The organism is Luteimonas sp. MC1572, from assembly GCF_016615815.1.
Taxonomy (GTDB): domain Bacteria; phylum Pseudomonadota; class Gammaproteobacteria; order Xanthomonadales; family Xanthomonadaceae; genus Luteimonas.
Window position 1 is genome coordinate 1,839,951 of sequence record NZ_CP067112.1, and the last position, 23,196, is coordinate 1,863,146.

General features: G+C 69.6%; 25 protein-coding genes. 8 read left to right on the forward strand and 17 right to left on the reverse strand.

The annotated features are described in order from the left end of the window. The first annotated feature begins 6 nt into the window (after positions 1-6). A complete protein-coding gene (locus JGR64_RS08355) occupies positions 7-729 on the forward strand; it encodes an rRNA pseudouridine synthase (RefSeq protein ID WP_199372910.1) in 723 nt (240 codons plus the stop codon). A gap of 7 nt (positions 730-736) precedes the next feature. Here the strand turns inward: JGR64_RS08355 and JGR64_RS08360 are convergent, their stop codons facing one another. Next, positions 737-1,294, reverse strand: a complete 558-nt coding sequence (locus tag JGR64_RS08360) for a DUF3228 family protein (RefSeq protein ID WP_199372911.1) — start codon at positions 1,292-1,294, stop codon at positions 737-739. Positions 1,295-1,344: 50 nt separating this feature from the next. On the opposite strand from JGR64_RS08360, the gene JGR64_RS08365 reads away from it, so the two are divergent. Continuing rightward, entirely contained in the window at positions 1,345-2,004 is a 660-nt protein-coding gene (locus tag JGR64_RS08365) for a glutathione S-transferase family protein (RefSeq protein ID WP_199372912.1), read from the forward strand. Here the strand turns inward: JGR64_RS08365 and JGR64_RS08370 are convergent. From JGR64_RS08370 to gntA, 5 genes are all read right to left on the reverse strand, one after another. After that, the gene (locus tag JGR64_RS08370; protein ID WP_199372913.1) at positions 1,971-2,552 is read right to left on the reverse strand and encodes a hypothetical protein; all 582 of its coding nucleotides are present in this window, start codon (positions 2,550-2,552) and stop codon (positions 1,971-1,973) included. The genes JGR64_RS08365 and JGR64_RS08370 overlap by 34 nt on opposite strands. A gap of 101 nt (positions 2,553-2,653) precedes the next feature. Beyond that, positions 2,654-3,259, reverse strand: a complete 606-nt coding sequence (locus JGR64_RS08375; RefSeq protein WP_199372914.1) for a DUF6151 family protein — start codon at positions 3,257-3,259, stop codon at positions 2,654-2,656. A 76-nt stretch (positions 3,260-3,335) separates the two neighbouring features. After that, the gene (locus JGR64_RS08380; RefSeq protein WP_199372915.1) at positions 3,336-4,376 is read right to left on the reverse strand and encodes an LD-carboxypeptidase; all 1,041 of its coding nucleotides are present in this window, start codon (positions 4,374-4,376) and stop codon (positions 3,336-3,338) included. Between the two features lie 34 nt (positions 4,377-4,410). Beyond that, complete coding sequence (locus JGR64_RS08385; protein WP_199372916.1) at positions 4,411-5,058, reverse strand: urea carboxylase-associated family protein; 648 nt, start codon at positions 5,056-5,058, stop codon at positions 4,411-4,413. After that, a complete protein-coding gene (gene gntA / locus JGR64_RS08390) occupies positions 5,055-5,807 on the reverse strand; it encodes a guanitoxin biosynthesis heme-dependent pre-guanitoxin N-hydroxylase GntA (protein WP_199372917.1) in 753 nt (250 codons plus the stop codon). The genes JGR64_RS08385 and gntA overlap by 4 nt, the downstream gene beginning before the upstream one ends. A 257-nt stretch (positions 5,808-6,064) precedes the next feature. Between gntA and fabR the strand changes: the two genes are divergently transcribed. After that, positions 6,065-6,709, forward strand: coding sequence for an HTH-type transcriptional repressor FabR (gene fabR / locus JGR64_RS08395; protein ID WP_199372918.1), 645 nt, complete (start codon positions 6,065-6,067; stop codon positions 6,707-6,709). A gap of 52 nt (positions 6,710-6,761) precedes the next feature. Here the strand turns inward: fabR and JGR64_RS08400 are convergent, their stop codons facing one another. Then, the gene (locus JGR64_RS08400; protein WP_200649738.1) at positions 6,762-8,183 is read right to left on the reverse strand and encodes a hypothetical protein; all 1,422 of its coding nucleotides are present in this window, start codon (positions 8,181-8,183) and stop codon (positions 6,762-6,764) included. A 260-nt stretch (positions 8,184-8,443) separates the two neighbouring features. Between JGR64_RS08400 and JGR64_RS08405 the strand changes: the two genes are divergently transcribed. The 3 genes from JGR64_RS08405 to JGR64_RS08415 all read left to right on the forward strand — a co-directional run bounded on the left by JGR64_RS08405 (position 8,444) and on the right by JGR64_RS08415 (position 10,702). Continuing rightward, a complete protein-coding gene (locus tag JGR64_RS08405) occupies positions 8,444-8,977 on the forward strand; it encodes a DUF2975 domain-containing protein (RefSeq protein ID WP_199372920.1) in 534 nt (177 codons plus the stop codon). A 1-nt stretch (position 8,978) separates the two neighbouring features. Further along, a complete protein-coding gene (locus JGR64_RS08410; protein WP_199372921.1) occupies positions 8,979-9,206 on the forward strand; it encodes a helix-turn-helix transcriptional regulator in 228 nt (75 codons plus the stop codon). A gap of 119 nt (positions 9,207-9,325) precedes the next feature. Further along, positions 9,326-10,702 carry a vanadium-dependent haloperoxidase gene (locus JGR64_RS08415; RefSeq protein ID WP_199372922.1) on the forward strand — a complete coding sequence of 459 codons (1,377 nt, stop codon included), beginning with the start codon at positions 9,326-9,328 and terminating at the stop codon, positions 10,700-10,702. A 257-nt stretch (positions 10,703-10,959) separates the two neighbouring features. Here JGR64_RS08415 and JGR64_RS08420 read toward each other — a convergent pair whose 3' ends face one another. Beyond that, positions 10,960-11,307 carry a DUF1428 domain-containing protein gene (locus tag JGR64_RS08420; protein WP_199372923.1) on the reverse strand — a complete coding sequence of 116 codons (348 nt, stop codon included), beginning with the start codon at positions 11,305-11,307 and terminating at the stop codon, positions 10,960-10,962. 21 nt (positions 11,308-11,328) lie between these two features. Between JGR64_RS08420 and trmY the strand changes: the two genes are divergently transcribed. Further along, positions 11,329-12,066 (forward strand): tRNA (pseudouridine(54)-N(1))-methyltransferase TrmY, encoded by a 738-nt coding sequence (trmY, locus tag JGR64_RS08425; protein WP_233348021.1) that lies wholly within the window; start codon positions 11,329-11,331, stop codon positions 12,064-12,066. Between the two features lie 23 nt (positions 12,067-12,089). Here the strand turns inward: trmY and JGR64_RS08430 are convergent, their stop codons facing one another. The 5 genes from JGR64_RS08430 to JGR64_RS08450 all read right to left on the reverse strand — a co-directional run bounded on the left by JGR64_RS08430 (position 12,090) and on the right by JGR64_RS08450 (position 17,410). After that, positions 12,090-12,560 (reverse strand): DUF1456 family protein, encoded by a 471-nt coding sequence (locus tag JGR64_RS08430; protein WP_199372924.1) that lies wholly within the window; start codon positions 12,558-12,560, stop codon positions 12,090-12,092. A gap of 55 nt (positions 12,561-12,615) precedes the next feature. After that, positions 12,616-15,081 carry an HAD-IC family P-type ATPase gene (locus tag JGR64_RS08435; RefSeq protein WP_199372925.1) on the reverse strand — a complete coding sequence of 822 codons (2,466 nt, stop codon included), beginning with the start codon at positions 15,079-15,081 and terminating at the stop codon, positions 12,616-12,618. A 29-nt stretch (positions 15,082-15,110) separates the two neighbouring features. Then, positions 15,111-16,217, reverse strand: coding sequence for a PHB depolymerase family esterase (locus JGR64_RS08440; RefSeq protein WP_199372926.1), 1,107 nt, complete (start codon positions 16,215-16,217; stop codon positions 15,111-15,113). A gap of 12 nt (positions 16,218-16,229) precedes the next feature. Continuing rightward, complete coding sequence (locus JGR64_RS08445) at positions 16,230-16,640, reverse strand: hypothetical protein (RefSeq protein WP_199372927.1); 411 nt, start codon at positions 16,638-16,640, stop codon at positions 16,230-16,232. Between the two features lie 95 nt (positions 16,641-16,735). Continuing rightward, the gene (locus tag JGR64_RS08450; protein WP_199372928.1) at positions 16,736-17,410 is read right to left on the reverse strand and encodes a DUF5666 domain-containing protein; all 675 of its coding nucleotides are present in this window, start codon (positions 17,408-17,410) and stop codon (positions 16,736-16,738) included. 238 nt (positions 17,411-17,648) lie between these two features. Between JGR64_RS08450 and JGR64_RS08455 the strand changes: the two genes are divergently transcribed. Continuing rightward, entirely contained in the window at positions 17,649-18,143 is a 495-nt protein-coding gene (locus tag JGR64_RS08455; RefSeq protein WP_199372929.1) for a hypothetical protein, read from the forward strand. Between the two features lie 7 nt (positions 18,144-18,150). On the opposite strand, the gene JGR64_RS08460 is transcribed toward JGR64_RS08455, so the two are convergent. The 4 genes from JGR64_RS08460 to JGR64_RS08475 all read right to left on the reverse strand — a co-directional run bounded on the left by JGR64_RS08460 (position 18,151) and on the right by JGR64_RS08475 (position 23,182). After that, positions 18,151-18,768 carry a hypothetical protein gene (locus JGR64_RS08460; protein ID WP_199372930.1) on the reverse strand — a complete coding sequence of 206 codons (618 nt, stop codon included), beginning with the start codon at positions 18,766-18,768 and terminating at the stop codon, positions 18,151-18,153. Positions 18,769-18,876: 108 nt separating this feature from the next. Then, positions 18,877-19,302: a hypothetical protein gene (locus tag JGR64_RS08465; RefSeq protein ID WP_199372931.1), complete on the reverse strand. Its 426-nt coding sequence runs from the start codon at positions 19,300-19,302 to the stop codon at positions 18,877-18,879. Further along, the gene (locus tag JGR64_RS08470; protein WP_199372932.1) at positions 19,286-21,418 is read right to left on the reverse strand and encodes a TIR domain-containing protein; all 2,133 of its coding nucleotides are present in this window, start codon (positions 21,416-21,418) and stop codon (positions 19,286-19,288) included. The genes JGR64_RS08465 and JGR64_RS08470 overlap by 17 nt, the downstream gene beginning before the upstream one ends. A 63-nt stretch (positions 21,419-21,481) precedes the next feature. Next, a complete protein-coding gene (locus JGR64_RS08475; protein WP_233348023.1) occupies positions 21,482-23,182 on the reverse strand; it encodes a DUF4231 domain-containing protein in 1,701 nt (566 codons plus the stop codon). Positions 23,183-23,196: the final 14 nt, after the last annotated feature.

Sequence of the window (23,196 nt, forward strand, 5' to 3'; positions counted from 1 at the left end):
TTCCCGATGTCCGACCCGCTTCGACTGGCCAAACGCGTGGCCGACCTGGCCCGCTGCTCACGCATCGAGGCCGAGCAGTACATCAAGGGTGGCTGGGTGTCGGTGGACGGCCGCGTGGTGGAGGACCCGGCGCACCCGGTGACCACCGAAAGCGTCGACCTCGACCCCGCGGCGAAGCTCGAGGCCGTGGAGCCGGCGACCATCCTGCTGCACAAGCCGGTCGGCTACGACGCGATCAGCGGCCGCAGGGCCGCCGCGGCACTGGTGCAGCCGGAGACGCGCTGGGAGGACGACCCCTCCGGCGAACGCCTGCTCGAGCGCCACTTCCACCGCCTGACGCCGCTGGTGCCGCTGGACGCCGACGCCAGCGGTCTGATGGTGTTCACCCAGGACGGCCGCGTGTGGCGGCGCCTGACCGAGGACGGCGACGAGATCGAGCACGAGTACGTGGTCGAGGTGAGCGGCGACATCGCGCCGTACGGCCTGCGCCGGCTGTGCCACGGCCTGCACTACGGCGGCCGCGCGCTGCCACCGTGCAAGGTCAGCTGGCAGAACGAGATCCGCCTGCGCTTCGCCATCAAGGGCGCGCAGGGCGGGCAGCTGCGCGACATGTGCGCCCAGGTGGGGCTGGACGTGGTGGCGATCCGCCGCATCCGCATCGGCAAGGTGCCACTGGCGAAGATGCCGGTGGGCACCTGGCGCTACCTGCCGGTGGGCGAGCGCTTCTGAGCCCGCGTCAGCCGCGCCAGTTTGCGTGCGTGCGCCAGAACTCCACGCTGGCGCGGTAGGCCTCGCGATCGATATGCACGCCGGAGCCGCCTTCGTCCACGCCGAGCGCGTTGCGCATCATGGTGATCGGCGCCATCGGCGTTTCCACGGGCTCCGCGGTGTACATGCAGCCCACCACGCCCCAGTCGGCATCGATCACCGTGCCCTCCTTCGCCAGCTGTTCGCGGCTGTAGAGGATCGGGATCAGGTAGTCCGCGACCGGCGGCTCCAGGCCTTCGAACCAGCGCACCAGCACGGGCAGCTCGGCGCGCGTGCGCGCTTCGTAGTCGGAGCGCAGCAGGTGGCGGTTGGCGTCGGTGATCGGCACCGCGAGGCAGCGGGTGCTCGTCCAGTTGCGGTGCACGTGCAGCTTGCAGAACGGCGCGTAGCCGTCGAGCACCTCGAGTGGCGGCTCGGCGTTGAGGTGGCGTTCGAACGCCTCGGGCGTGCAGTCCTGGATGGTGTTGCCGCGTGGTTCGCGCGGGAACAGCCGGGCGCGGGCGAATTCAGTGAGAAAGATGGTCATCCGGGGGACGATAGCCGAAACTCCTGCCGACGCCTGCAGGAGTGACCCGGATGACCTCCCTGCCGATCCTCTATGCCCACCCGTTCTCGTCGTACTGCCAGAAGGTGCTGGTGGCGCTGTACGAGAACGGCACCGCGTTCGAGTACCGCCATCTTGAAGAAGACGGGCACATGGACCAGCTCGCCGCACTCTGGTCGCTGCGCAAGTTCCCGGTGTTGCTGGACCGCGGCCGCACGGTGATCGAAGCGAGCACCATCATCGAATACCTGCAGCAACGCCACCCCGGTCCATGCACGCTGCTGCCGGATGATCCCGACACCGCGCTCGAAGTGCGCTTCATGGACCGGTTCTTCGACAACTACGTGTCCACGCCGCAGCAGAAGTGCGTGGCCGACGCGCTCCGCCCGGCCGCCGACCGCGACGCCTACGGCGTGCGCGAAGCCCGGGCGATGCTGGAAACCGCCTACGCCTGGCTCGACACGCGCATGGCGGACAGGACCTGGGCCGCCGGCGACGCCTTCAGCCTTGCCGACTGCGGCGCGGCGCCATTCCTGTTCTACGCGCACTGGACCCATCCGATCCCGGAACGACACCGCGCGCTCCTGGGCTATCGCGAGCGCCTGCTGGCCCGGCCCTCGTTCGCGCGTGCGGTGGATGAGGGACGGCCCTACCGCAACTACTTCCCGCTCGGCGCGCCTGACGCGGACTGAGCGGCCGGCTTCGCCCAGAGGAAGAGCAGGCCCGCCGCCAGCCACGGCAGCGCAAAGCACGCGGTCAGCGACACTTCCAGCGCCGCGAAGCCCATCGCCAGCCCCGCGCCTGCAGCCATCAGCTGCGCGCACGCCGCTGCGAACATGGCCCACGACATGCCGGGCGCCCTGCCCCGGCCCAGGATGGCGCCGAGCGCGGCGATGGCCAGCACGCCGGCGAACATTATGTTGGCCCGGTTGCCCTCGTCACCGAGCATACCCACCGCAACGTTGACCCAGACGGTCAGGAACGCGGTCAGCACCGCCAGGCCGAAGCCGGCGCGATACGCGAAGCCGCCATCGAGCCACGCACCCAGCTCGTACAGCCCGCAGGCGACCGCCAGCATCAGCCCCATCGCCACGAAGTCTTCCGCGGTCCACACCACGCCGGGGGCACCCAGCTGCATCGCCAGTGCCGGCAAGAGCAGCAGGCACGCCGCGCCGCCCCACATCCACGGCCGCAGGCTGTTCCTGCGCGCGGCAGCCCCGGCTGCCGTCGTCCTTGTCATCGCCATGCCTCCGAAGGGTGATGACGCGATCTTCGCCGCGGTCGGTGAGCAGCGAATGGCGTCCCGGTGAAGCGCGAATGAAGTGCACGCTGCGCGGTGGACTAGGCCGGACCGGAGGGCCTGCTGGCGTCGGCACGCTGCTGGAGCGTCAATACGCGGGGCTCGACGACCGGCCGGGAGGATCCGGCTGCGAAGAACGGGTTGGCCGCACCGCGGCCGCGCAGCCTGGCCGCCGCCACGCCCGACATGATGCGCAGCACGCCGAGCGCGGTGCGCACCGGCGTGGCCGCCACCTGGCCTTCGGCGGACGCCGTGTTCAGCGCGATGCGCGACGGTCCGAATGCCGCGTCCACGTCACCAGGCTCAGCTGCGATGCAGTGGCTGAGGAAACCGACGTACGGCAACTTGCGGTCGCGCGGCGTGTTGGCGATGGGCGTGTTGCAGCAGGCCGCGTACCAGCGCAGCAGCCCCTTCGGGCTGAGCGACAGGCACGCCAGCTGCGCGCGCCCCGCGGTGATGCGCAGGCCCGCCGGGAGCATCGCGATGATGTCGACGCCGCCCATGCCATCCAGCACGTCGCCACCTCGCCCCAGCGTGCGCGCGAACGCCCGGCAGTCGCGGCAATAGCAGGTGGCGCGCGCATACGCGTGGCTTGGCTCGATCTCGCCCTGGAGCGCGCCGCAGGTGCAGTGAAATGGAATCGCCATCGGCTGCGACTATCCACCTGCGCTCGAATGCCCGCAATACGCCGCCCTTGCGCGATTCGTGCGCGCCCGCACCGACCTAGGACTGGAACACCGGTTCCAGCAACCGGAAGCTGCCGGCATCGGCATCCAGCTCCACGCGCCCACCGACGGGCAGGATGAACTGCTGGCGGATGTGGCCGATCATCGCGCCGCGGTAGGCCGGGATGCCCAGCGGCAGGATGTAGTCGTCGAGGATCTCCTGCAGCGTCAGCGAGCCGTAGCCGTCGCCCGGATTGCAGTCGGTGCACTCGCCAAAGATGAAGCCGGCGATCTGGTCCAGCGCACCCATCAGCTTCAAGGTGCTGAACATGCGGTCGACGCGATACGGCGCTTCTTCCACATCCTCGAGGAACAGGATCTTGCCGCGGAAGTCGGGCAGGTATGGCGATCCCGCCAGCGCGGTCAGCACGGCCAGGTTCCCGCCCACCAGCTCGCCCCGCACCTTCCCGCCGGTGATCGTGACCGTGCGGTTCTTGCGCGGCACCAGTTCGTCGCCGGCATCGGCCACGTTGCGGTACTGCATCAGCTCGCGCTTGAAGAACAGCCGCCGGAACTGGTCGGCATTGAAACTGTTCCAGCTGCCCGAGCCATTGGGCCCATGGAAGGTGACCAGGCCGGTCTGTGCGTGGATCGCGTTGTGAAGCGCGGTGATGTCGGAATACCCGAGCAGCGCTTTTGGATTGGCGCGGATCACGCCGTAATCGAGCAGCGGCAACAGCCGCGCCGCGCCGGAACCGCCACGCACGCAGATCACGGCCTTGACGTCGCGGTCGGCGAACGCCGCATTGATGTCGTCCGCGCGCCCGGCATCGCTGCCCGCCAGGTGGCCGCGCCGCGCGGCGTAATTCGCCCCGGTCCTCACCTTGAACCCGAGCGCTTCCATGACCTCGCGCGCGAGCTGCAGGTTGAAACTGTCGTCCACCTGCGACGACGGACTGACCAGCGCCACGGTGTCGCCGCGCTTGAGCGCGACCGGCAGCAGGCGGCCAGCCGGCGAGGCGATGGCCCTGCCCCCACCTGCGAGCGGCAACAGCAGGCCCGCGAGCGCCGCGGTGCCGATGAAGTGTCGTCTGTCCAAGTTGCCGCCTGCCGATCCGGATACGGCGGCCAGACTAGCAATCCGTGGCAGGCGGGCCAATGGCGCCCGGCGCGGGACCGCTGCCCTTTTCCAGCCTGAAATCGATGGGCTTGTAGCTGAAGTTGTTCGACTGACCCGCCGAACACGCGGTCATCGCGACCACCAGCGGCATCTCCGCGCGCAGGCGGATGAAGTCGCCCGCCTTGCTTAGCGGCGGCAGCACCGCGACGTTCCCGGTCGTGCCGTCCACCGAGACGTTCATGAAAATGTTGAACGCGATGGGCACCCGATCGATCCCGATGCCATACGGGGCGAGCGCGGACGCCAGGTTGCCTTCGCAACCGGGGCGTCCTTCAGCCTCACCATAAAGCAGTTCGAACATCCGCTTCGAGCACGGTGTGAGCGTGAAGTCGTGTCGCCCGCAGGTGTCCTCGAGGATGGTGAACATCGGGCGGCTGCGGTTGGAATACAGCACGTCGCCGGTGCTCAGCCACAATTTCGATGCGTAGTCGATGGAGCGGCCCGAGGAGAGGTATTCGGCCGTATCTTCCCGCGAGAACGCAGTGAGGTCGCTGACCTGCTGGCCCATCGGGTCGATGACGACCAGGACGTCGCCCGCCGCGAGCTCCACCGCGCGTCCGGAACAGGGCGCGATGCGCTCGGCTGTCGCGGCTTCGCTCATTTCGGGCTCCGCACGCGGAACGGGCATGTCCATCCGGCCTCTGTTTCGCGGCCGCTGTACTGCCGCGTTTCCGCGGCGGCACCGAAGTCGGCGAGGTTGGGGTTGATCGAGCCTTGCAGCGCGGTGTCGCGCTCGCGCGTGGCCGCCTGCATCTTCGGGTAACGGCCATCGGCGCGCAGCTGTTCGAACTGGCGATGTGAATTGAAGACCAGTGCCGGCCACGCAAAGCGGCGCGCCATGCGCGAAGCGCCGGGGTGCAGGCCGATCACGAAGAACGGATGCCCCGCGAGGCTCAGGCTGAAGCGCGGGTCTCCCGGATCACGGCTCACGTCAGGGGCCCAGCGCGTGCCACGGCGCACGTCGATGTCGTGCAGGCGCTGCAGTTGCGACCACAGCAGCGCCTCGAAACGGCTCTCATCGGCATCCTGCGGACCATCGAACAGGGCCACGAACGAGTACGTCGTGCTGTCTGCCGGGTCGGCGTCGTCGACCATCATCGCGAACGTGCCGAGTGCATCGAGCAGCGATGCGTCATTACTGCGATCGCCGAGACGAGCGAACTCGTGCACGTCGATCGCATCGCGCGCCAGCGCGCCTTTCGCGCCCACGCAGGGGAAGGACTGAGCGCCCACGAAATCCAGGAACCGCGCGGTCATTGCGCCAGCGGCGGGAGGAACGGGGGACCGCGTCGCCTGGACGTTGGCGGATGCGGTGGCGTGGGGGCAACGGCGCGGAGCGGTGGAGTTCATCGTCGACAGGCTTCTCGTTGGGGCGGATTTGCTTCGTGCGTCGGGGATTCGACGCGTCGAGGCTAGCCATGCCCACGCCACAACCGCGTGTACGCATTGCACGCAAGACACCGGAATTGCTGAAGTGGTTCATGTTCCTGCCACGGATCGGCTCGCCCCGCAGCTTCGCCCTGCGCAACACGGATTCAGGTTCCTGCACAGATGTATCGCGGTTTGCGCCATGATGTCGGCTCTCCACCTGCGATGCCCACTCAGCCGTGCCCGATTCCGCCCTGCCTCCCCGCCCCGCCCTCGGCCGGAGGCCCTCGATCACGCGAGAAGACCTGATCAGCGCGGCGCTGGCCCTGCTCGGGCCGAACCGCAGCGTGTCCACGCTTGGCCTGCGCGAAGTCGCACGCGAAGCGCGCATCGCGCCGAACAGTTTCTATCGGCATTTCCGCGACATCGACGAACTCGCGGTCACGCTGATCGAGCGCGCGGGCGTTTCACTGCGCACGATCATCGGCCAGGCGCGCCGCCAGCGCGCAAGCTCGGGCCACGGCGTTGTGCGCAGCTCCGTGGAGGCCTTCTTCGACCAGCTGAGCGCCGACGACCAGCTGCTGCAGCTGCTGCTGCGGGAGGGTCTCGCGGGTTCGGATGCCTACAAGCAGGCGGTGGACCGCCAGCTCTCCTATTTCGAGGAAGAGCTGCGCGTGGACCTGATCCTGCTGGCCAAGGTCACCGGCGTGCCGCTGCACGAGCCGGCGGTGGTGGCCCGCGCCATCACTCGCCTGGTGTTCGCGGTGGGTGCGAGCGCGATGGACATGCCGCGCGAACGCTACCCGCAGCAGATCGAAGACCTGACGATGATGGTCAAGATGATCGTCATCGGCGCGCGCGCGATGCACGCCGGCGGAAAATGACGACGCCGGACGGGTGTCCGGCGTCGTCGATGCAACCTGGGAAGTACCTTGCTTACTGCGCCGTGCAGGTCGGCGCGTACATCCAGTAGATGGAATCGTTGCAGCGGTAGCTGTTGGAGCCGTACGCCTGACCGCGGACCGCCCTGACCTGGGTCGAGGAATCGTCGTGGCAGTTGTGATGCCCGCCGCGCGCGATCGCCCAGTACGGCGTGGAACAGGTGTGGCCGCCGGCATCGGTGCGCCGCGCCGGCACGCGGTAGTACGTCAGGCGCGGGCCGGTGAACGTGCACTTGTGGGTCATGTTCTCGGTGGCCGCGCAGGTGCCGTGGTTGCAGTAGCTGGTCCAGCCCTGGTGCGTCTTCACCGTCGAGGTCGCGCTGTTGTAACGCCACTTGCCAACGCGCGTGCCCGAATGCTCGGCGATCACCACGAACGGCTTGCGCCACACCTGGATGTAGGTCTGGTACATGCCGCCGGCCGCGCGCCGGACATCGCCCGCAGCCACCGCGTCATCGCGTACCGGCAGGAGGTGCGTGGCCAGGGTCTGCGCCAGGCGTTGCATCGTCGCCTGTTCGGCGGGATTGCCCTGTGCGACGCCCTGTGCCCACGTGCCGCTGTAGGCCAGCGCGTTCAACGCGGTTGCCGCTCGGCCGAAATCAGTGGCCAGCGCGTGGTGGTCGCGCGCGTTTTCGGCTTCCATCGACTCCAGCCAGCCCTTCGGCACCTCGTCGCCACCGAGTTCCGATGCCAGCACGTAGCCGTCCGCGGCTTTCACCATCGAATAGGCGTCGATGCGGCCCATCTGCCCGTCGGCGCCAGGCTCGTCGGCGATGAACTTCTGCGACCCCAGCAGCGTGATGCCGTTGCCCAGGTTGGCCTGGATGGTGCCGTCGCGCTCCCTGGCGATCCCGAGTTCCTTTGCCGAGCGCACGTAGAAATCGGCGACCTGCGCTGCATCCGGAGCGGAAGACCGCCGGGCATCCACGCCCGCACGCACCGGGTAGCGCGCCGCCGGGGCGCCCGCCGCCTGCCGCGCCAGGTCCGCCAGTGCCGATTTCTCGGCCGACAGCGCCACGTGCAGGTTGGCGGCTTCAAGCGCCCCGCCCAGCCCGGACAGGAGGTCGGAATAGGCAAAGCCGTCGGACTTGGTGAACTCGCCGTGCTGCGGCTCCCACTGCTTGGCGTAGGGCTCGCCGCCCAGGGCCACGGTGCGGGCTTCGCCGTCGATGACCCGCAGGCTGAGTGCACCCGGCGCGCCGGTGGCGGCATCCAGCGTCCTGCGGGCCTCGAAGTACAGCTCGGTGCCATTGACGGTGTAAACACCGGCCACGCCCAGCTCCGGATCCGCCAGGAAGAACTTCACGTTGCCGTCGGGCTTTGCGGCGCGTTCAACGCCAGCGGCCATGGTGCCCCCGGTAAACGCCATGCCCATGGCCAGCGCGATGCCGACCGCCATCTTTCCCATTCGATTCATTCGATGTACCCCTAAGTGCTGTGTCGTTGGACCACGAAAACGCGGAAAACCAAGGAACAACCTGACCCCCGAGTCCGACCTGGCTGCCCCCGCCAGAACACCGGGGGGAAGGCTTCGCGGTCGACTCATATACGACTGTACACAAAATGAACAGTTGTGCATCTTGCTCTGCAGCACGTTTTCAGACATGCGCGACGCGGCTCTTGCATATTGTTTTTCGATATGTTTAATATCGATCCTCGATGCGCAGGAGCTGCCCCATGAACGTTCCGAATGCCCCGACCGCTGCCCTCGCGTGGTCGCGGCCGCTGATCCGCGTCCTGATCGTCCTCAACCTGGCCTACGCCGTCGGCGTGCTGGTGATGCTGGTCCTGAGCCTGATTCCGGGGACCATCCTCTGGGACGCGCTGGGCATGCTGTTCCCGGCAGAACACCGCGACCGGATCGTCGTCGGCCTGCGCGCGATCCTGTTACTGGGCATCGTCGGCGCGGCGGTTGTCGATCGCGTCCTGCGCCAGCTGCTGGCCATCGTCGAAACCGTGCGTGCCGGCGACCCGTTCGTGTCCGGCAACGCACGGCGCCTGGAGGCCATCGCCTGGTGGGTGCTTGCGGGCGAGGGCCTGCGGCTGCTGATCGGCGCGATCGCACTGGCCACCACGTCATCCATGCCGGAGCTGGACCTCGACCTGCACTTCTCCGTGGCGCCCTGGCTGGCGGTGCTGCTGCTGTTCGTGCTCGCGCGCGTGTTCGCCGAGGGCGCGCGCATGCGCAGCGACCTCGAAGGAACGGTGTGACATGGGCATCCTCGTCCGCCTCGATGAGCTGCTGCACGAGCGGCGCATGACGCTCACCGAGCTGGCCGCGCGCGTCGACATCACGCTGGCAAACCTGTCGATCCTGAAGACCGGCAAGGCCAAGGCGATCCGGTTCTCGACGCTGGAGGCCATCTGTGCCGCGCTCGCCTGCCAGCCGGGTGACCTGCTCGCCTTCGACCCCGCCCAGGCGCCCCGGGAGCAGGACTGAGACATCCTCACCATCGGGTTGCCGGAACGTCGGGTTTTGGACGTTGGACAAGGTGCGCTGGTCCGGACAACGGGCACACAGGGGAGGCGCGCTCCTCCCCCGTGCCAGGAACCCCCGACATGAACGTCTCCCCCACCCGCCCCGCACGCCGGGGCCTGCTTGCCACCGCTCTGCTGCTCGCCTTCGCCCTTCCGGTGCAGGCGGACTCGGTCACCGACTGGAACGCGCTCGCCAGTGGCCCCGTGGTCGGGCCACGCTTCGGCGGCCCGCAGCAGCAGGCCCGCATGATGGCGATCACCCAGATCGCCGTGCACGACGCGTTGAACAGCATCGAGCCGCGCTTCGAGACCTACAACGACCTGCCGCTCGCCTCCCCGATTGCTGCGCCCGACGCCGCCGTCGCGGCGGCCGCACGCACCGCGCTGCTGGCAATGATGTCGGCGCTGCCGCCGGCCACGCCGCCTGAAGACACCAATCGCGCGCTCGCGATCCAGGCGATCGAAGCCGCCTACGCGGCCGCGATCGGCCCGGGCGCACCGACCCTCCCCGAGGCGGCGGGCATTGCCGCGGGCGAGGACGCCGCGGACGCCATCATCGCCTTGCGCTATGACGCCACCGCCACGGGCCTGGTGCCGATCGACGGCTCGGGCACGCCCAACTCGCCGCCGTACACGCTGCCACCCGGGCTGGGCGTGCACCAGCCCACGCCGGCGCCGGAGTTTCCCGCCGTCACCACACCTGCCTTCACCGGCTGGTCCGCGGTCACGCCCTTCGCCCTCGACAGCGCCACGCGCTTCCGCGCGCCGCGGGCCGCGATCTTCAGGTTGCGCGGCGTCCGCTACACCGCCGAGTACGCGTTCGTGAAACAGGTTGGCGACGCGCGCGTGCGCGGCGCGCAGCCCGACTCGGAGCCGAGCGACATCGCGCGTTTCTGGGCCGGCGGCGGGCTGGAATGGAACGCGAACGTGCGCCTCGCGGTCGCCCCGCGCGGCCTGGACCTTTGGGAGCATGCCCGGCTGTTCGCACTGGTCAACATCGCCACCTCCGACACCCACGTCACCAACATGGAGAGCAAGTATTTCTACAATTTCTGGCGCCCGGTAACCGCGATCCGCTGGCGCAACGACGGCAACCCGTGGACCCACAGCGACCGCTGGTGGCGGCCGTTCCTGCAGACGCCGCCGTATCCGGACTACCCGTGCGCCTCGACCGGCCTGACCGGCGCCGTTGCGCAGACCTTGCGGCGCTTCTTCGGCACAGATGTACTTCCCTTCACCCGGACCGTCACTGCGCCGGCCACGCCGCTGCCCGCACCGCTGACCGCGCTGCCGCCGAAGACCATCACCCGCGGCTACGCAAGGCTCACGCTGGCGGAGAACGAGCAGGCGCTCAGCCGGGTGTACGGCGGCCTGCACTTCCTCGAGGGATGCACCGCCGGCCTGCGCATGGGAAACCAGGTGGCGGACTGGGTGTACTCGGGCTACCTGCGCCCGTGACGCGACCGCGGCTGGCGCATACTGGGCAGGCCGCCTGCACCCGCAGTGCCTTATCAACGCGCCGAGGAGAATGAAATGAGCAAGGGTCTGGACAAGAAGAAGGAAACGAAGAAGAAACCGGCCAAGACCGCGAAGGAAAAGAAGGCCGAGAAGCGCGACAAGAACGCCGCCAAGGTCTTCGGACCGGCCTGACCGCGCTTCGCACGATCAATTGAAAAGGCCCGGACTTGTCCGGGCCTTTTTTTGGGAGTCGCGGGTCAGCTTTCGAAGATGGTCTGGAACCCGCCCCAGATCATCCGCTTGCCGTCGAAGGGCATGTCCATTTCCTTCATGGCCGGGTCGTTCTGCATCTTTTCCCACGCCGCGTCGGCGGTGGCCTTGTCGGGCCAGATGAGCCAGGAGAAGACCACCTGTTCCCCGTCTTCCAGCTTGACCGCGCGCTTGAAGTCCGTGGTCTTGCCGTCCTCGATGTGTTCGCCCCAGGCCTCGACCTGCTTCAGCGCGCCGTGCTTCTGGAACAGCGCCCAACCGGCCTCGGCGGACTTGATGTAGCGATCCTTGTTGCCATTGGGGACAGGGACCAGGAAACCGGTGACGTAGGTCATGTGGGCACTCCAGTTGGGGGATTGGCGCTGACGATCGCGCCGCTGCAAATCGACACAACGGATCGGCGCCTGCCGATCGGCCATTCGACCCCCCACCGGTTTGCCGGGACAATGGCCGCGCGGCCTGCAGCGTGCCGCACGAGACGACTTCCACCCGGGACACCCATGCGAACCTTCGTACTGAGAGCGCGCGCAGCACCCACCGACAGCCAGGCACTGCTGGCCTCGGTCGGGAAGGATGCGCACACCGAAATCCTCGCGCATACATTGATGAATGCGATTTTCGTGGCGCAATCGCATCGTCCGGATGTCATGGTCTACCTGGTGCTGGAAAGCACCCGCGATTTTTCCCGCACCATCCGCTTCGACGTCAACGCCATGCACGAGATCGGCGGCTTCGACGAACGCGCGCTGCTGGGCAAGATCGCGAAAGCGCTGGATGCCTCGAATGGAATGGGCAAGGACGAGGCGCGGCCGGTGGAATCGGGCGTCACCGTACGCACGTCAAGCTTCGAGCGGCTGGTGCAGGCGCTTGCCGAAGACCATCAACTGTTCCTGCTGGATCCCAAGGGCACGCCGATCGCTGAACAGGTGTTCGGGTCCAATCCCTGCTTCCTGCTGACCGACCATATCCCGATGCCCAGGAAGACCATCCCCGGCCTCGAACGCATGGGCGCGAAGAAGATCACCCTGGGATCGAAGATGCTGTTCGCATCGCAGTGCGTCGTGCTGGTGCATCACGCACTGGACCAGCGCTGACGCGCCCATCGCGCACGTGCGGATCAGGCGCCGCGCACGCGCAGCGTCAGCCCCTTGAGGAAGTTGCGCAGCAGCTGGTCGCCGCACTGGCGGAAATTCTTGTGCCCGGGCTGGCGGAACAACGCCGACAGCTCCGGCTTGGACACGGGGAATCCGGCCGCCGCGAAGATGTCGTGCATGTCCACGTCCTTGAGTTCGAACGCCACGCGCAGCTTCTTCAGCACGATGTTGTTGCTGATGCGCTTCTCCACCGGCCGCGACGGCACGCTCTCATCCCGGCCGCGCAGGTGCAGGATCAGCCCGTCGAGGAAATGCGCGAGCACGCCGTCGCTGCAGGCCACGTGCCCGGGCTCGTCTTCCTTCAGCAGGAACGGGCGCACGTCGTCCTTTTCGAGGGCAAATGCGGGATCGGCCAGATGGACGATCTCGACCACCTTGCTGTCGCCGAGGTCGAGCATGTAACGGATGCTGCGCAGCACGTCATTGTTGATCATGGATTCGGGTGCGGTGTGGGGATGCGGCAAGTCTACTCAGCCACGCCCGCAATCTTCAGTCCAACGCGCGCCGGAGCGGCAGCGCCGCCAGCGCCACCACTCCTGCCAGCGCGATCGCTGTGGCAAGGCCGGTCGCGCCCAGCGGCCGCACCTCCAGCAGCCCCGAGAGCGCCGGCACCTGGATCAGCGCGACGCTGGCCACGCCCGCTGCGGCGATGACCCGCGGCATCGTCCCGCGCAGCCCGGTGAGCACCACCAGGAACGCCACGCTGCACAGGATCAGCACCGCAAGCGCGAGCGACCGCCCGTCCGCTGCCGGATCGCCCGCACTCCCCGACAGGCTGCCGATCCGGTAGCCGGCCAATACCGCGGCGGTCGCGGCTGCGCCGGCAAGCCCCAGCGCCCACCACGCCCGCTGCGAGAAGAAGCGCACCCTCCCGGCCGCGGGAGGACGCCCTTCCAGCCGCGCGTCGCTGCGCAGCTGGAAGGCAAGCATCGCCGTGGGGTGGATGAGCAGCTCCAGCCAGACGATGTGGATCGGCAGGTACAGCAGCGGAAACCCGAGCAGCGGCACCAGCGCCGCCGACAGCACCAGCGGCAGATGCACCAGGATCAGGTAGGCGAACCCGCGCTGCAGGTTGGAAAACAGCTGCCGGCCTTCGGCAATCGCGTTGACCAGGGTGCGGAAGTTGTCGTCCAGCAGCACGATGGCGGCCGCCTCGCGCGCGCTGCGGGTACCGCGCTCGCCCATCGCGATGCCGATGTCGGCCGCCTGCAGCGCCGGCACGTCATTGACGCCATCGCCGGTCACCGCAACGGTGTGCCCGCGCGCCTGCAGCGCCTGCACCAGCTGCAGCTTCTGTGCCGGCGCGGCGCGGGCGATGACATCGGCGCCGGCCAGCTCCTCCGCGTCCACCGGCGTGCCCTGCCGGCCTTCAAGGCTCAGCACCACCGGTGCGCCGCCACCGATGCCGATCTCCCCGGCGATCGCGCCGGCGGTGAGCGGATGGTCGCCGGTCACCATGATCACGCGGATGCCCGCGGCCAGGCAGGCCTGCACCGACTCGCGCACGCCCTCGCGCACCGGGTCGCCGAAGGCCAGCAACCCGGCCATGGCATAGCCCGAGTCCGGCTCGAGCGCCGGGGCATGGTGTGCCGGCAGCGCGCGGTGCGCGCAGGCGATCACCTTGCAGCCGCGACCGGCCAAAGCATCGAGCCGCTCGCGCCACGCGCCGAGGCTGCCGGGCCCGACCGTGCACATCGCCAGCACCGTCTCCGGCGCGCCCTTGACCACGGCGACCAGGCCGTCGCTGCCGCTGTCGCGCAGCAGCGTGGTCTCGCGCCGGCGCTCCTCGGTGAAGGGGAACGTGGCCACGCGCTCCTGGTGCTCCGGCGGCGGAGGCGCCGCCTCGCGGATCGCGCGATCCATCGGGTCGTGATTGGCGCCACCGGATGCACGGGCCGCCAGCGCCAGCAGGCCGGTCGCATCCATGCCATCGACCGGGACCGTCTCGACCAGCCGCAGCTCGCCCTCGGTGAGGGTGCCGGTCTTGTCGGAGCAGATCACGCTCACCCGGCCGATGTTCTCCACCGCCACGGCGCGCCGCACCAGCGCCTGGCGCTGGGCCAGCCGATAGACCCCCACCCCGAGGAACAAGGTGAACACCACCGGGAATTCCTCCGGGAGCGCGGCGACTGCCAGGGTCAGCGCGCTGATCAGCGCATCGACCAGGCCGTGCCCATGCGCCAACCGCACCGCCGCCAGCACCAGGCACAGCAGCAGCGCCGCGAAGAGCAGCGCGCGCACCAGGCGCGTCACCGACTGCTGCAGCGGCGTGCGCGCCTGGCCGCCGGCACGCGCCAGGCGCACGATCTCGCCGTAGCGGGTCAGCGCACCGGTATGCACGACCCACAAGCGCGCGCTGCCGGTGAGCAGGCGCGTCCCGGCGTGCGCCCAGTGCGACGCATCGACGCTGTCGGGCAGCGCGCCGGCGACCTCGAACGCGCGCTTGCGCACCGGCAGCGACTCACCGGTGAGCGACGATTCGTCGAACTGGGGATCGCCGCCGGACAGCACCAGGCCGTCGGCCGGGATCCAGTCACCCGCGGCCACCTCCACCACATCGCCTGGCACCAGCTCGCGGGCCGGCAGCACCTGCCAGCTGTCGTCGCGCAGAACGCGGGCCTCGGCGGCCAGGCGGCTGGCCAGGCCTTCCGTCGACGCCTGCGTACGCCGGTGCAGCCAGGCGTCCATGCCCAGCAGGGGCACGATCGCCAGCAGCAGCACGAGCGCTTCGGCACGGTCGCCGAGTGCCAGGAACAGCAGGCTCACCACCAGCAGGAACCACAGCATCGGATCGCGCGCCGACGCCGCGGCGGCCGTCCACCAGCGCCGCGGCGTCGCCCCGGTCACGTCGTTGTCGCCGAAACGGCGTCGGCGCCCGGTGACCTGTTCGGTGCTCAGGCCGAGGAGCGGATTGCTGTCTTCAAGCACTTCGCGCGGGAAGGGCCAGCTCGGCATCGTGGCATCTGCTCCGGCGGAGGCCTACTTTAAGCGATCCGGCAACCCGCAAAGAACCGCAGCATCTCCGCCGACGCGTCCGGCCCTTGCGGATCGGTGTATGTGCCCGCCGCATCGCCGCCGGCCCAGGCGTGGCCGGCGCCATGGATGACCCAGTGCTCGGCCGCGACCCGGCCATCGGCAGCGCGATGCACGGTGCGGGTCACACTGCGTCCGCCCGGCGCGATGCTGCGTTCGACCGTGCTGGCCTCGGCTGCTTCGCTGCCACGGCCGAGACTCTGTTCGACCACGCCGTGGCCATTGCCCGGATGCACGGTGGTGTCGCTGTCGCCGTGGAACACGATCGCAGGCACGGGCGCAGTGCCCGCGGCGGATGCACGCCGGCTGCGTCCACCACCTTGGCGCATGGCCGCGAACGCCGACGGCACGTCGCTGGCCATCCCGATCGGCAGGCCGGAGTGCACGCCGATGGCGGCGTAGATATCCGGGTGCGTGCTGGCGAGCACCGCGGCCATCGCGCCGCCCGCGGACAGGCCGGCTACATACACGCGACCGGCGTCCAGTCGGTGGGAAGCGACGAGGTCCCTGGTCAGCGCGGCGAGGATCGCCGGCTCACCCTGCCCGCGCTGCTGGTCGCTGCCGCGGAACCAGTTCCAGCACAGGTTCTGGTTGCGCTGGGCCGACTGCGCAGGCCAGGCCACGACGTAGCCCCGCTCGCCCGCAAGGTCGTTCATGCGCGTGCCGCGGGCGAAATCCTCAGGTGTCTGCGTGCAGCCGTGCAACATCACGAGCAGGGGCGCGCCGGCGGTGTCGAGGCCTGCGGGAATATGCAACCGATAGTCCAACGCTCCGGCGTCGCAGGAGAAGCGGTGGCGCGAGTGGCTGCCGCGACGCGTTTTGCATGGCACCTCGGCGGTTTGCGCCTTGCCGCCCTCGACCACCCGGAACTCGCCCTCGATGCAGGGCCCGCGCGCATCTGCATTGCCGCGCACGTCATGTCCGCCGTGCCCGGAAGCGACTGGAGCCGCGCCAGCGTTGCCGCCAAGCGCGTCCTGGATGGTGCGTGTCGCGGCCTGCAGATCGCCGGCCTGCATCAGGCGCATCGCCTGGCGCATGGTGTTGTTTCCGGGTGTCATCGGGTGTCCTGATCAGTGGATGCGGCCGGCCAGCGCGGCCTTGACCTTGGCGCTTGCCTGCAGCACGCCGAGCACCGAAATCGATTCGATGGCCGCAAGCGCCAGCTCCGGCGCGACGTCGTCTGCAATACGAACCAGGCCCAGTGCCTGGATGCGCAGGCGTTCGCCGGCATCGCGCGCGGCTTCGAGCTCGCGGCGCCCGTAGTCCTGCAGCCCCATCACCAGCGTGCGGCGCGCGACCGTGGTCCGCAGCGCGTCGCCGTGCACGGCCAGCTGGTTGCGGATGGCGGTGCGGATGAGGTCGGTGCGGTTGGAATAGAAGCCTTCCTGCACCAGCAGGTCGATCTGGCCGAGGTCGACGACCCCGAGGTTGATGGTGATCTTCTCGCTGTCGGCAATGGCGCGCGGGCGCAGGTCGGTCATGTGCGGGTGCTTCTGGATGGCATGCGCCAGCCTATCACCATCCATATGGATGGTTTGTTAATCCCGGGCCGCACCCGCGAAGCGCAGGCGCGTGTTCAGCGCCCTGCCGACCGCTCCACGAAGATGCGCTCCGCCAGCCATTCGTTGTTGCCGACCTGCCGCGCCTGGATGCGCACGAGGTCGCCGCGCTGCATGTCCTCCGGGCGGTAGCTGCGCCCCTGGTACTCGACCGTGGTACGGCCGTCGTAACGCAACTGCACGTTGTTGCCGTAGCCGCCGCCGTCGAGGCGGATCAGCCGCGCCCGCGTGTCGACCAGCGCGACCGAGCCACGCAGGTCCTGGGCGCTGCCCGCGCCGTAGCCGCCGCCGTACCCCCCTTCGCGCACATTGCGCACCACCTCGACCTGGCGCGCCCAGAGTTCTCGGCCCGACTGCGCGACATCGATGCGGACCACGTCACCCCGCTCCAATCCTTCCACCGAACTCTCGCGCCCCTGGTAGAACAGGCGGGTGCGCTGGTCGTAGCGCACTTCCGTGCGCTGTGCACGGCCGGCGCGCGGGTCGTCGACGACCAGCAGGATGCGATCGTAGGCGGTGTCGACGCTGTCGACGGTGCCCTGCAACTGGCTGCCGTACTGCGAGGGGTATCCCTGATCGGGCTGCCCGTAACCATCGGGATAGCTTCCATAACCACCCGGGCTCACGCAGCCGGTGAGCAGCAAGACACCCGTGGCCAGCACCAGCCCGATGCCGCGGATCGCGTAGTTCATGGAGATGCTCCGAAGATCTTCGAGAGTTGCCATATGCACCGGCACCCGTGAACGCGGGGTAATTGCGATCGCAACGGCGGGTACCAGCTCGGCGCCGCAGCGCGCAGCGGATGTGCACGCGCTACGGCGCCCTGGAGTTGCATGGGAGTGCCCGGGCAGGAGAAGGTCTCCGCAGCTTGCCGCCGCACCCGCGACAACAGCGCCAGTGTGTCCACCTCCATCAACACGAGAACTCCGCATGCAGCGGCTTTGTCCCCTGTGCAAAGGCTCCGGCCGGTTCCCGCCCGGCGTATGCCGCCACTGCCACGGCGCGGGCCATGACCCGACCGATACCGGTGACACCGGCACGCTGGACACGGCCTTCGTGCGGATCCCGGTCCTGGCTCCGCTGGCGCTCGTCCTGTTCCTTGCCCTGGTGGCGCTGCAATTCGCCGGCCAAGCGCACCTGGGCGCGGGTGAACGGCTGTTGGCGAGCGTCGTGCTCGCGATGCTGTTCGGATGGCCCGCACTGTTTGCGATCGCGCGCAGCCTCCGCGCGGGGCCGTTCGGTCACTCGTTGCGCGCGGCGGCCATCGTGCTGGCGCCGGTGGGCGTGACGCTGGTGTTCGCCGCCTGGGTGCTCATGGCTCCCGGCGCGAGGTGGCCCGGACTGGCGGCGGGCATGTGGCTGTTTGCGCAGCTGGTCGTCGTGCCCGCGTGCTGGGCGGCGGCGCGCAGGGACTTCGAGCGCTAGCCCCGCCTCAACGCTGCTCCCATGCCGCGAACAGCGCCTGCATACGCTCGCGCTGGGGTGGTGCCCAGCGCTTGATCTGGTCGGCCACGCCATCCGCTGTCCGCCATTTCCGATCTGCCGCCGCCGCGGTGGAGAACCACTGCATGGCGAGATCGGACTGCCCGGTCGTCCAGTACAGCAGCGCCAGGCTGTAGGCCGCCCAGTACGGCTCGCCGCCGTGCAGCGCGATGGTGCGCTGCCAGTCGGCGAACGTCGCCGCGTAATCGTCCTGCTCGTAGCTTGCCCAGCCCCTGGACCACAACACATGCCGCTCGTGCGGACCGCCCGGCTCCGACGCAGCCAGCGCCGCGTCGAAATCGCGGCGCGCACGCTTCAGGTCACCGCTTTCCATGAACAGATAGGCGCGGTGGGACAGCGCCGAGACGTTGCGCGGGTTCTTCTGGATCGACGCATTGATCGCACGACGGAAGCGCGCCCGGTCGCCCGGCGGCGTGGGAAGGTAGGTCGCCGCCAGGTCGTCGTCGATGTACCTGCCTTCAGGCTGCACGGCCGGCAGGGCTTCGACCGCGACCGCGGCGCCCGCAACGCACAGCAACAACAGCATCAATCCAATGCGATGTGTCATCGGGCAGCTCCGTGGAAGTCTGCCGAGCTTGCCACACCATCGCTGCCGGCGTGCGCCGCGGCCATCAACGCCCGGCCATGGCGCAGCGCGCCACGGCCGGGGGCGTGGTCACTTGGTCTGTGTCTGTGCGACCGGCTTGTTCTTGATGGGCGGGTCGCAGGGCACCGTGCAGTCGGCCGACGTGTCTTTCACGATGACCACGTAGTCGCCTTCGCCCGTGGACGTGTCGCGGTCGGTGATCACGACGACGCGGGGCGACGACCCGACGGCCCACGACAGCTGCGACTCGATGTCACCGCTGAAGTCCACGCGGGTGACCTCGTAGCGGGCGTCCGGCCCCACGGTCACGGTGATCGTCCCGCTGTGGCCGTCGGCGATCTGCTCCACGCCTCCGGCGCCATCGCTGCCGCCGGTGTAGCGGTAGCTGTACTTCTTTCCGTTGCTGGCGGTGGTGGTGGTGTAACCGTCTTTTCCGCGCGCTGGCGAGTTGCGGACGTCGAGAGTGACGTCGAAGTTTTCATTGGCGTTGATCATGACGAACTCCTGCTGCGTGGGGGCCGTCCGGGGCCAGGGGGGACAGGCGTCCGCCTGCATCTGAAGGCCATGGCCGCGACGGCACGTAGCCGGCGGCTTCCAGGCGCTGCATGTAGGCTCGCGCCTGGTCGTCGAAACCGAGGTGGTGGAGGCTGCGCACCAGCAGGTCCAGGCGATCGAACGGCGGCGCGTCGCCGGCATCCGCGGTGAGCAGGTCGCGCACCTGTTGCCAGCCAGCGCGGGCGGCATCGGTGTCGGACGCCATGCTGGCGGCTTCGGCGGACAGGTCCAGGTTGTAGGCAAGCAGCAGCCGCAATCGCTCGCTGCGTTCGCCGCGCCAGGCGGGTGCCAGCAGCGCCGCCGCATCGCGCACGTGCGCGCGCGCGGCGGTCGCGTCGCCGCGCCCCAGCGCCAGCTGGGCCTGGAGGCTGTGCGTGGCCGCCAGCAGGTGCAGCACCCGGTCGGACTCGGGTTCCGCCTGCCGCGCGCGCGACAGGATGGCGCGCGCCTCGGCCGCCAGCGCATCGGCTCCCGGCTTCCCTGCTGCCTCCTGCAGCCTCGCCTGCAGCAGGCGGGTGACGCCCAGGGTGACCTGCCACCTGTTGTTGCCGGGATCCTGGCGCGCCAGCGCCGCGGCGCGCGGCGACGCCAGGGCGAGGCTCGCATGCGCCTCCTCCCATCGCCCTCGCCTGGTCTGCACCTGCGCCAGCAACAGCAGCGCGTCCACGTGCTGCACGCGCCATTCGGCGACTTCCGGTTCGTCGGCCATGTTGCGGCGCATGCCGTCGACGTGCTCCGCCAGAAATGCCTCGGCCTGGGCCAGCGCACCGCGGCGGTCGGACAGCGTGCCCAGCCACGATGCGACGTTGGCTGCCTCGTCGCGCAGCGCGGTGTCGTGCGGTCGCGCGCGCAACCAGCCGCGGTACAGGGCCAGTTCCTGGCCCAGTGCGCGCTCGGCCTCGGCGGGGCGGCCCTGGGCTTCGTCGAGCACGGCGAGGTTGTGGTGGGCGTAGGCGACCTCGCGCTGCCAGTCGAAGTTGTCGCGATCCATCGCCGCCAGCCGCTCCGCGCTGTCCCTGTAGCGGCGCAGCCAGGTGCCGGCGTCGGCGTAGCGTCCCTGCTGCAGCGCCACGTAGCCAATCCAGAACTCGGCCTGCGCCAGGTCGAACAGGCGCTGCCCGCTGGCCGGCGCGCGCTCGTGCAGCAGCGTGCTGCGCGCGTGCGCCTCGCGGAACGCGGCCATCGCCGCGTCGTGGTCGCCGCCTTCCAGCCGCACCTCGCCGATGCCGGTCAGCGAGCGCGCCTGCTCCTCCAGCGTGCGGTCGCTCATGTCGCGCGGATCGAGTGCGGCGAAGTAGCCGGTGGCCTTGTCGTCCACCGCGCGCATCAGGTCCAGCCGGCCCACCGTGGCCAGCTTCGCGCGCAGGTCGCCGAGCATGAAGCCGACGATGTCCTCCGCCTGCGCCTGCCGGCGCTGCGCGTCGTTGCGCGCCACGTACGCGGTCGCCGCCAGGCCCAGCGCGAGTGCCATGCCCGCGACCGATGCCACGGACACGATCGCCATCCGGCGCATGCGCCGCTGCGCTTCGCGCTGCGCCAGTGCGTCGTAACCGACACCGAGCAGCCCCGCCACCAGCTTGAGGAAGGCGCGCTGGCGGCCGTCACCCTCGGGGCGGGCATCGGCCGCCAGGGGCTCGTGCGCGGCGCCGCCGGCCGCCGGACGCAGCAGCGTCGGCGGGAAGCAGGCCTGCGCCGGATCCGCGCCGCCCGGATCGCCGCCCACCACGAAGCACAGCACGCGGTCGCCGCGGCCGCTGTCCTGGAAGGCTTCGATCTCGGCGTTGACCCAGCGCGAGGCGACGGCGGCGGGCGAACACAGCACCACCAGCGCATCGGAACCTGCGAGCGCCTCGTGGATCGTCTCGCCGAGGTCGCCGGCCGTGGGCAGCTCGTCGCGATCCAGGAAAAAACTGCCCAGGCGGCGCCCGATGACCCCGTGCGTGCCCTGCGTACCGACCAGGTGCGACGGCACCCGGTAGGTTTCCAGCCGTCGCAGCAGCCAGCGCGCCCAGGCGGCGTCGGCATGGCTGTAACTCAGGAAAGCACGAAAGCGCATGTAGGGAAATACCCCGGGCGTCCGAGGTCCAACGCGTTCCGTCGCCCGCCACGGCCATGTGGTTCAGATGCGCGATTGCGGCAGCGGACGCTCGCGGTGCAGCAGGGTCCACTCGGCATGCTCGGTGAGCGCCGCCTCGCCCAGCGCGCCCAGGATGCGCTGCCGGCCCACCACGTCCGCGACCGCCGCCAGCCGGCGATACGCCGAGGTGAAGATGCGCTGCATGAAGCGGTACTGCCGGATCAACTCCTTGTCCGCCTTCTTGTGCATGTAGGCCTCGTGCACGGCGGCGGCCACCGACAGGATGCCCATCGCCGAGACCAGCACCTGCTTGGTGGAGGCGTCGAACCGGCTGGCGAAGATGGCCAGCACCACGCACAGCCCCACCCCCAACCCGAGACAGACGTGCCCCAGCATTTCCCCGCGGCGATGCAGCCGCGCCCGGTACAGCGAGCTGCCGGCGTAGTAACCCAGCTGGCCATTGCCGCCGGGCTCGCCGACCCACTCGTCGACCACCCCCTGCACATCCCCGCCGTCCGCGGCCAGCGGCACGCGCATGCCGTCGATGCCGGCACCGCGCATCACGTTGCGGATCCAGCCCAGCTCGACGTCCTGCTTCTGCATGAAGTTGTCGTGCGCGAACGCGCGCGCGCCCGCCACCACGATGCCCGCGCGCCGCCAGTAGGACTGCACCCGCAGGCCTTCGGCGAGCGCGCGGTAATCCAGGTACTTGCGCTGCCATTCGCGGCGGCTGGCGATCGTCATCACCACCGAGCCGGTGGCGAACAGCAGCAGGAAGGCATAGATCACCAGGTCATTGCTCACCACGTCGGTGTAGGTGAAAAACGCGAAGCCCATCAGCGCGACCAGCACGTAGGTCGTCAGCAGCACGCGCGCCACGCGGCGCTGGTAGATGCGCGCCAGCCAGTCGGCTGCGACGAACGTGCGCCACACCGGGCACGCCGCGGCCGCGGGCGACGGCGCGGGCTGCGCGGCGATCGGTGCCGCGTACTTGCGCATGTCGGCGTTGAATGCCGCCTGCCGCGAGAACATCCGCGCGAACGCGTCCGGCAAGGCCAGTCCGGCCTGCGCGTCCTCGCCGGCCGCCAGCCAGCGCGGGCGGGCATTCGCCACGTCCGCGTTGCCGTCCCGCGCCGCAGGCACGTGATAGGCGACGTTCTCCTGGTCCGGCCCGAGCAGGGTGTCCGCGGCGCGCCGGTTGTCCGGGTCGGCCTGCGTCGCGCCCTCCATGTGGAAGCGCACGATGTCCGCCGTGCCGCCCACCCGCCCCGTCTGCCGGCCATCCCACAGCGCGAGCAGCACGTGGCAATGGCTGGACACGAAGATCCCCGCCTGCCGGTAGCGCCGGTCGCGCGTGGGTCCGGGCAGCGCCAGCGTCGCCGGCGTCTCACCGCGCTCCAGCGGCAGCTCCAGCACTTCCACCTGCGCCAGCTGGCGGTCCAGCAGCTGCAGGTTGGCGGGATCCTTGAAGTCTTCGCGATACAGCGCGAGCGGCAGCGGCAGCGGCGCGACCACGTACAGCCCCAGGTCCAGCGCGACCTGCGCGACCAGCTGGTCGGCGCCTTCGGCCATCGGCGACAACACCACCAGCGGCAATCCGGGGAACCTCGCCTGCAGCTCCTGCAGGAACGTCCGCACATCGGCTTCAAGCCCGGCGATGTCCTGCGCGCGCAGCCTGCGATGCCCGGTCACGCCGATCACCAGGCTGTTGGCGAGCAGGGGCATGTCGGGATTGGCGGCCATGGACGCTCCGGGCG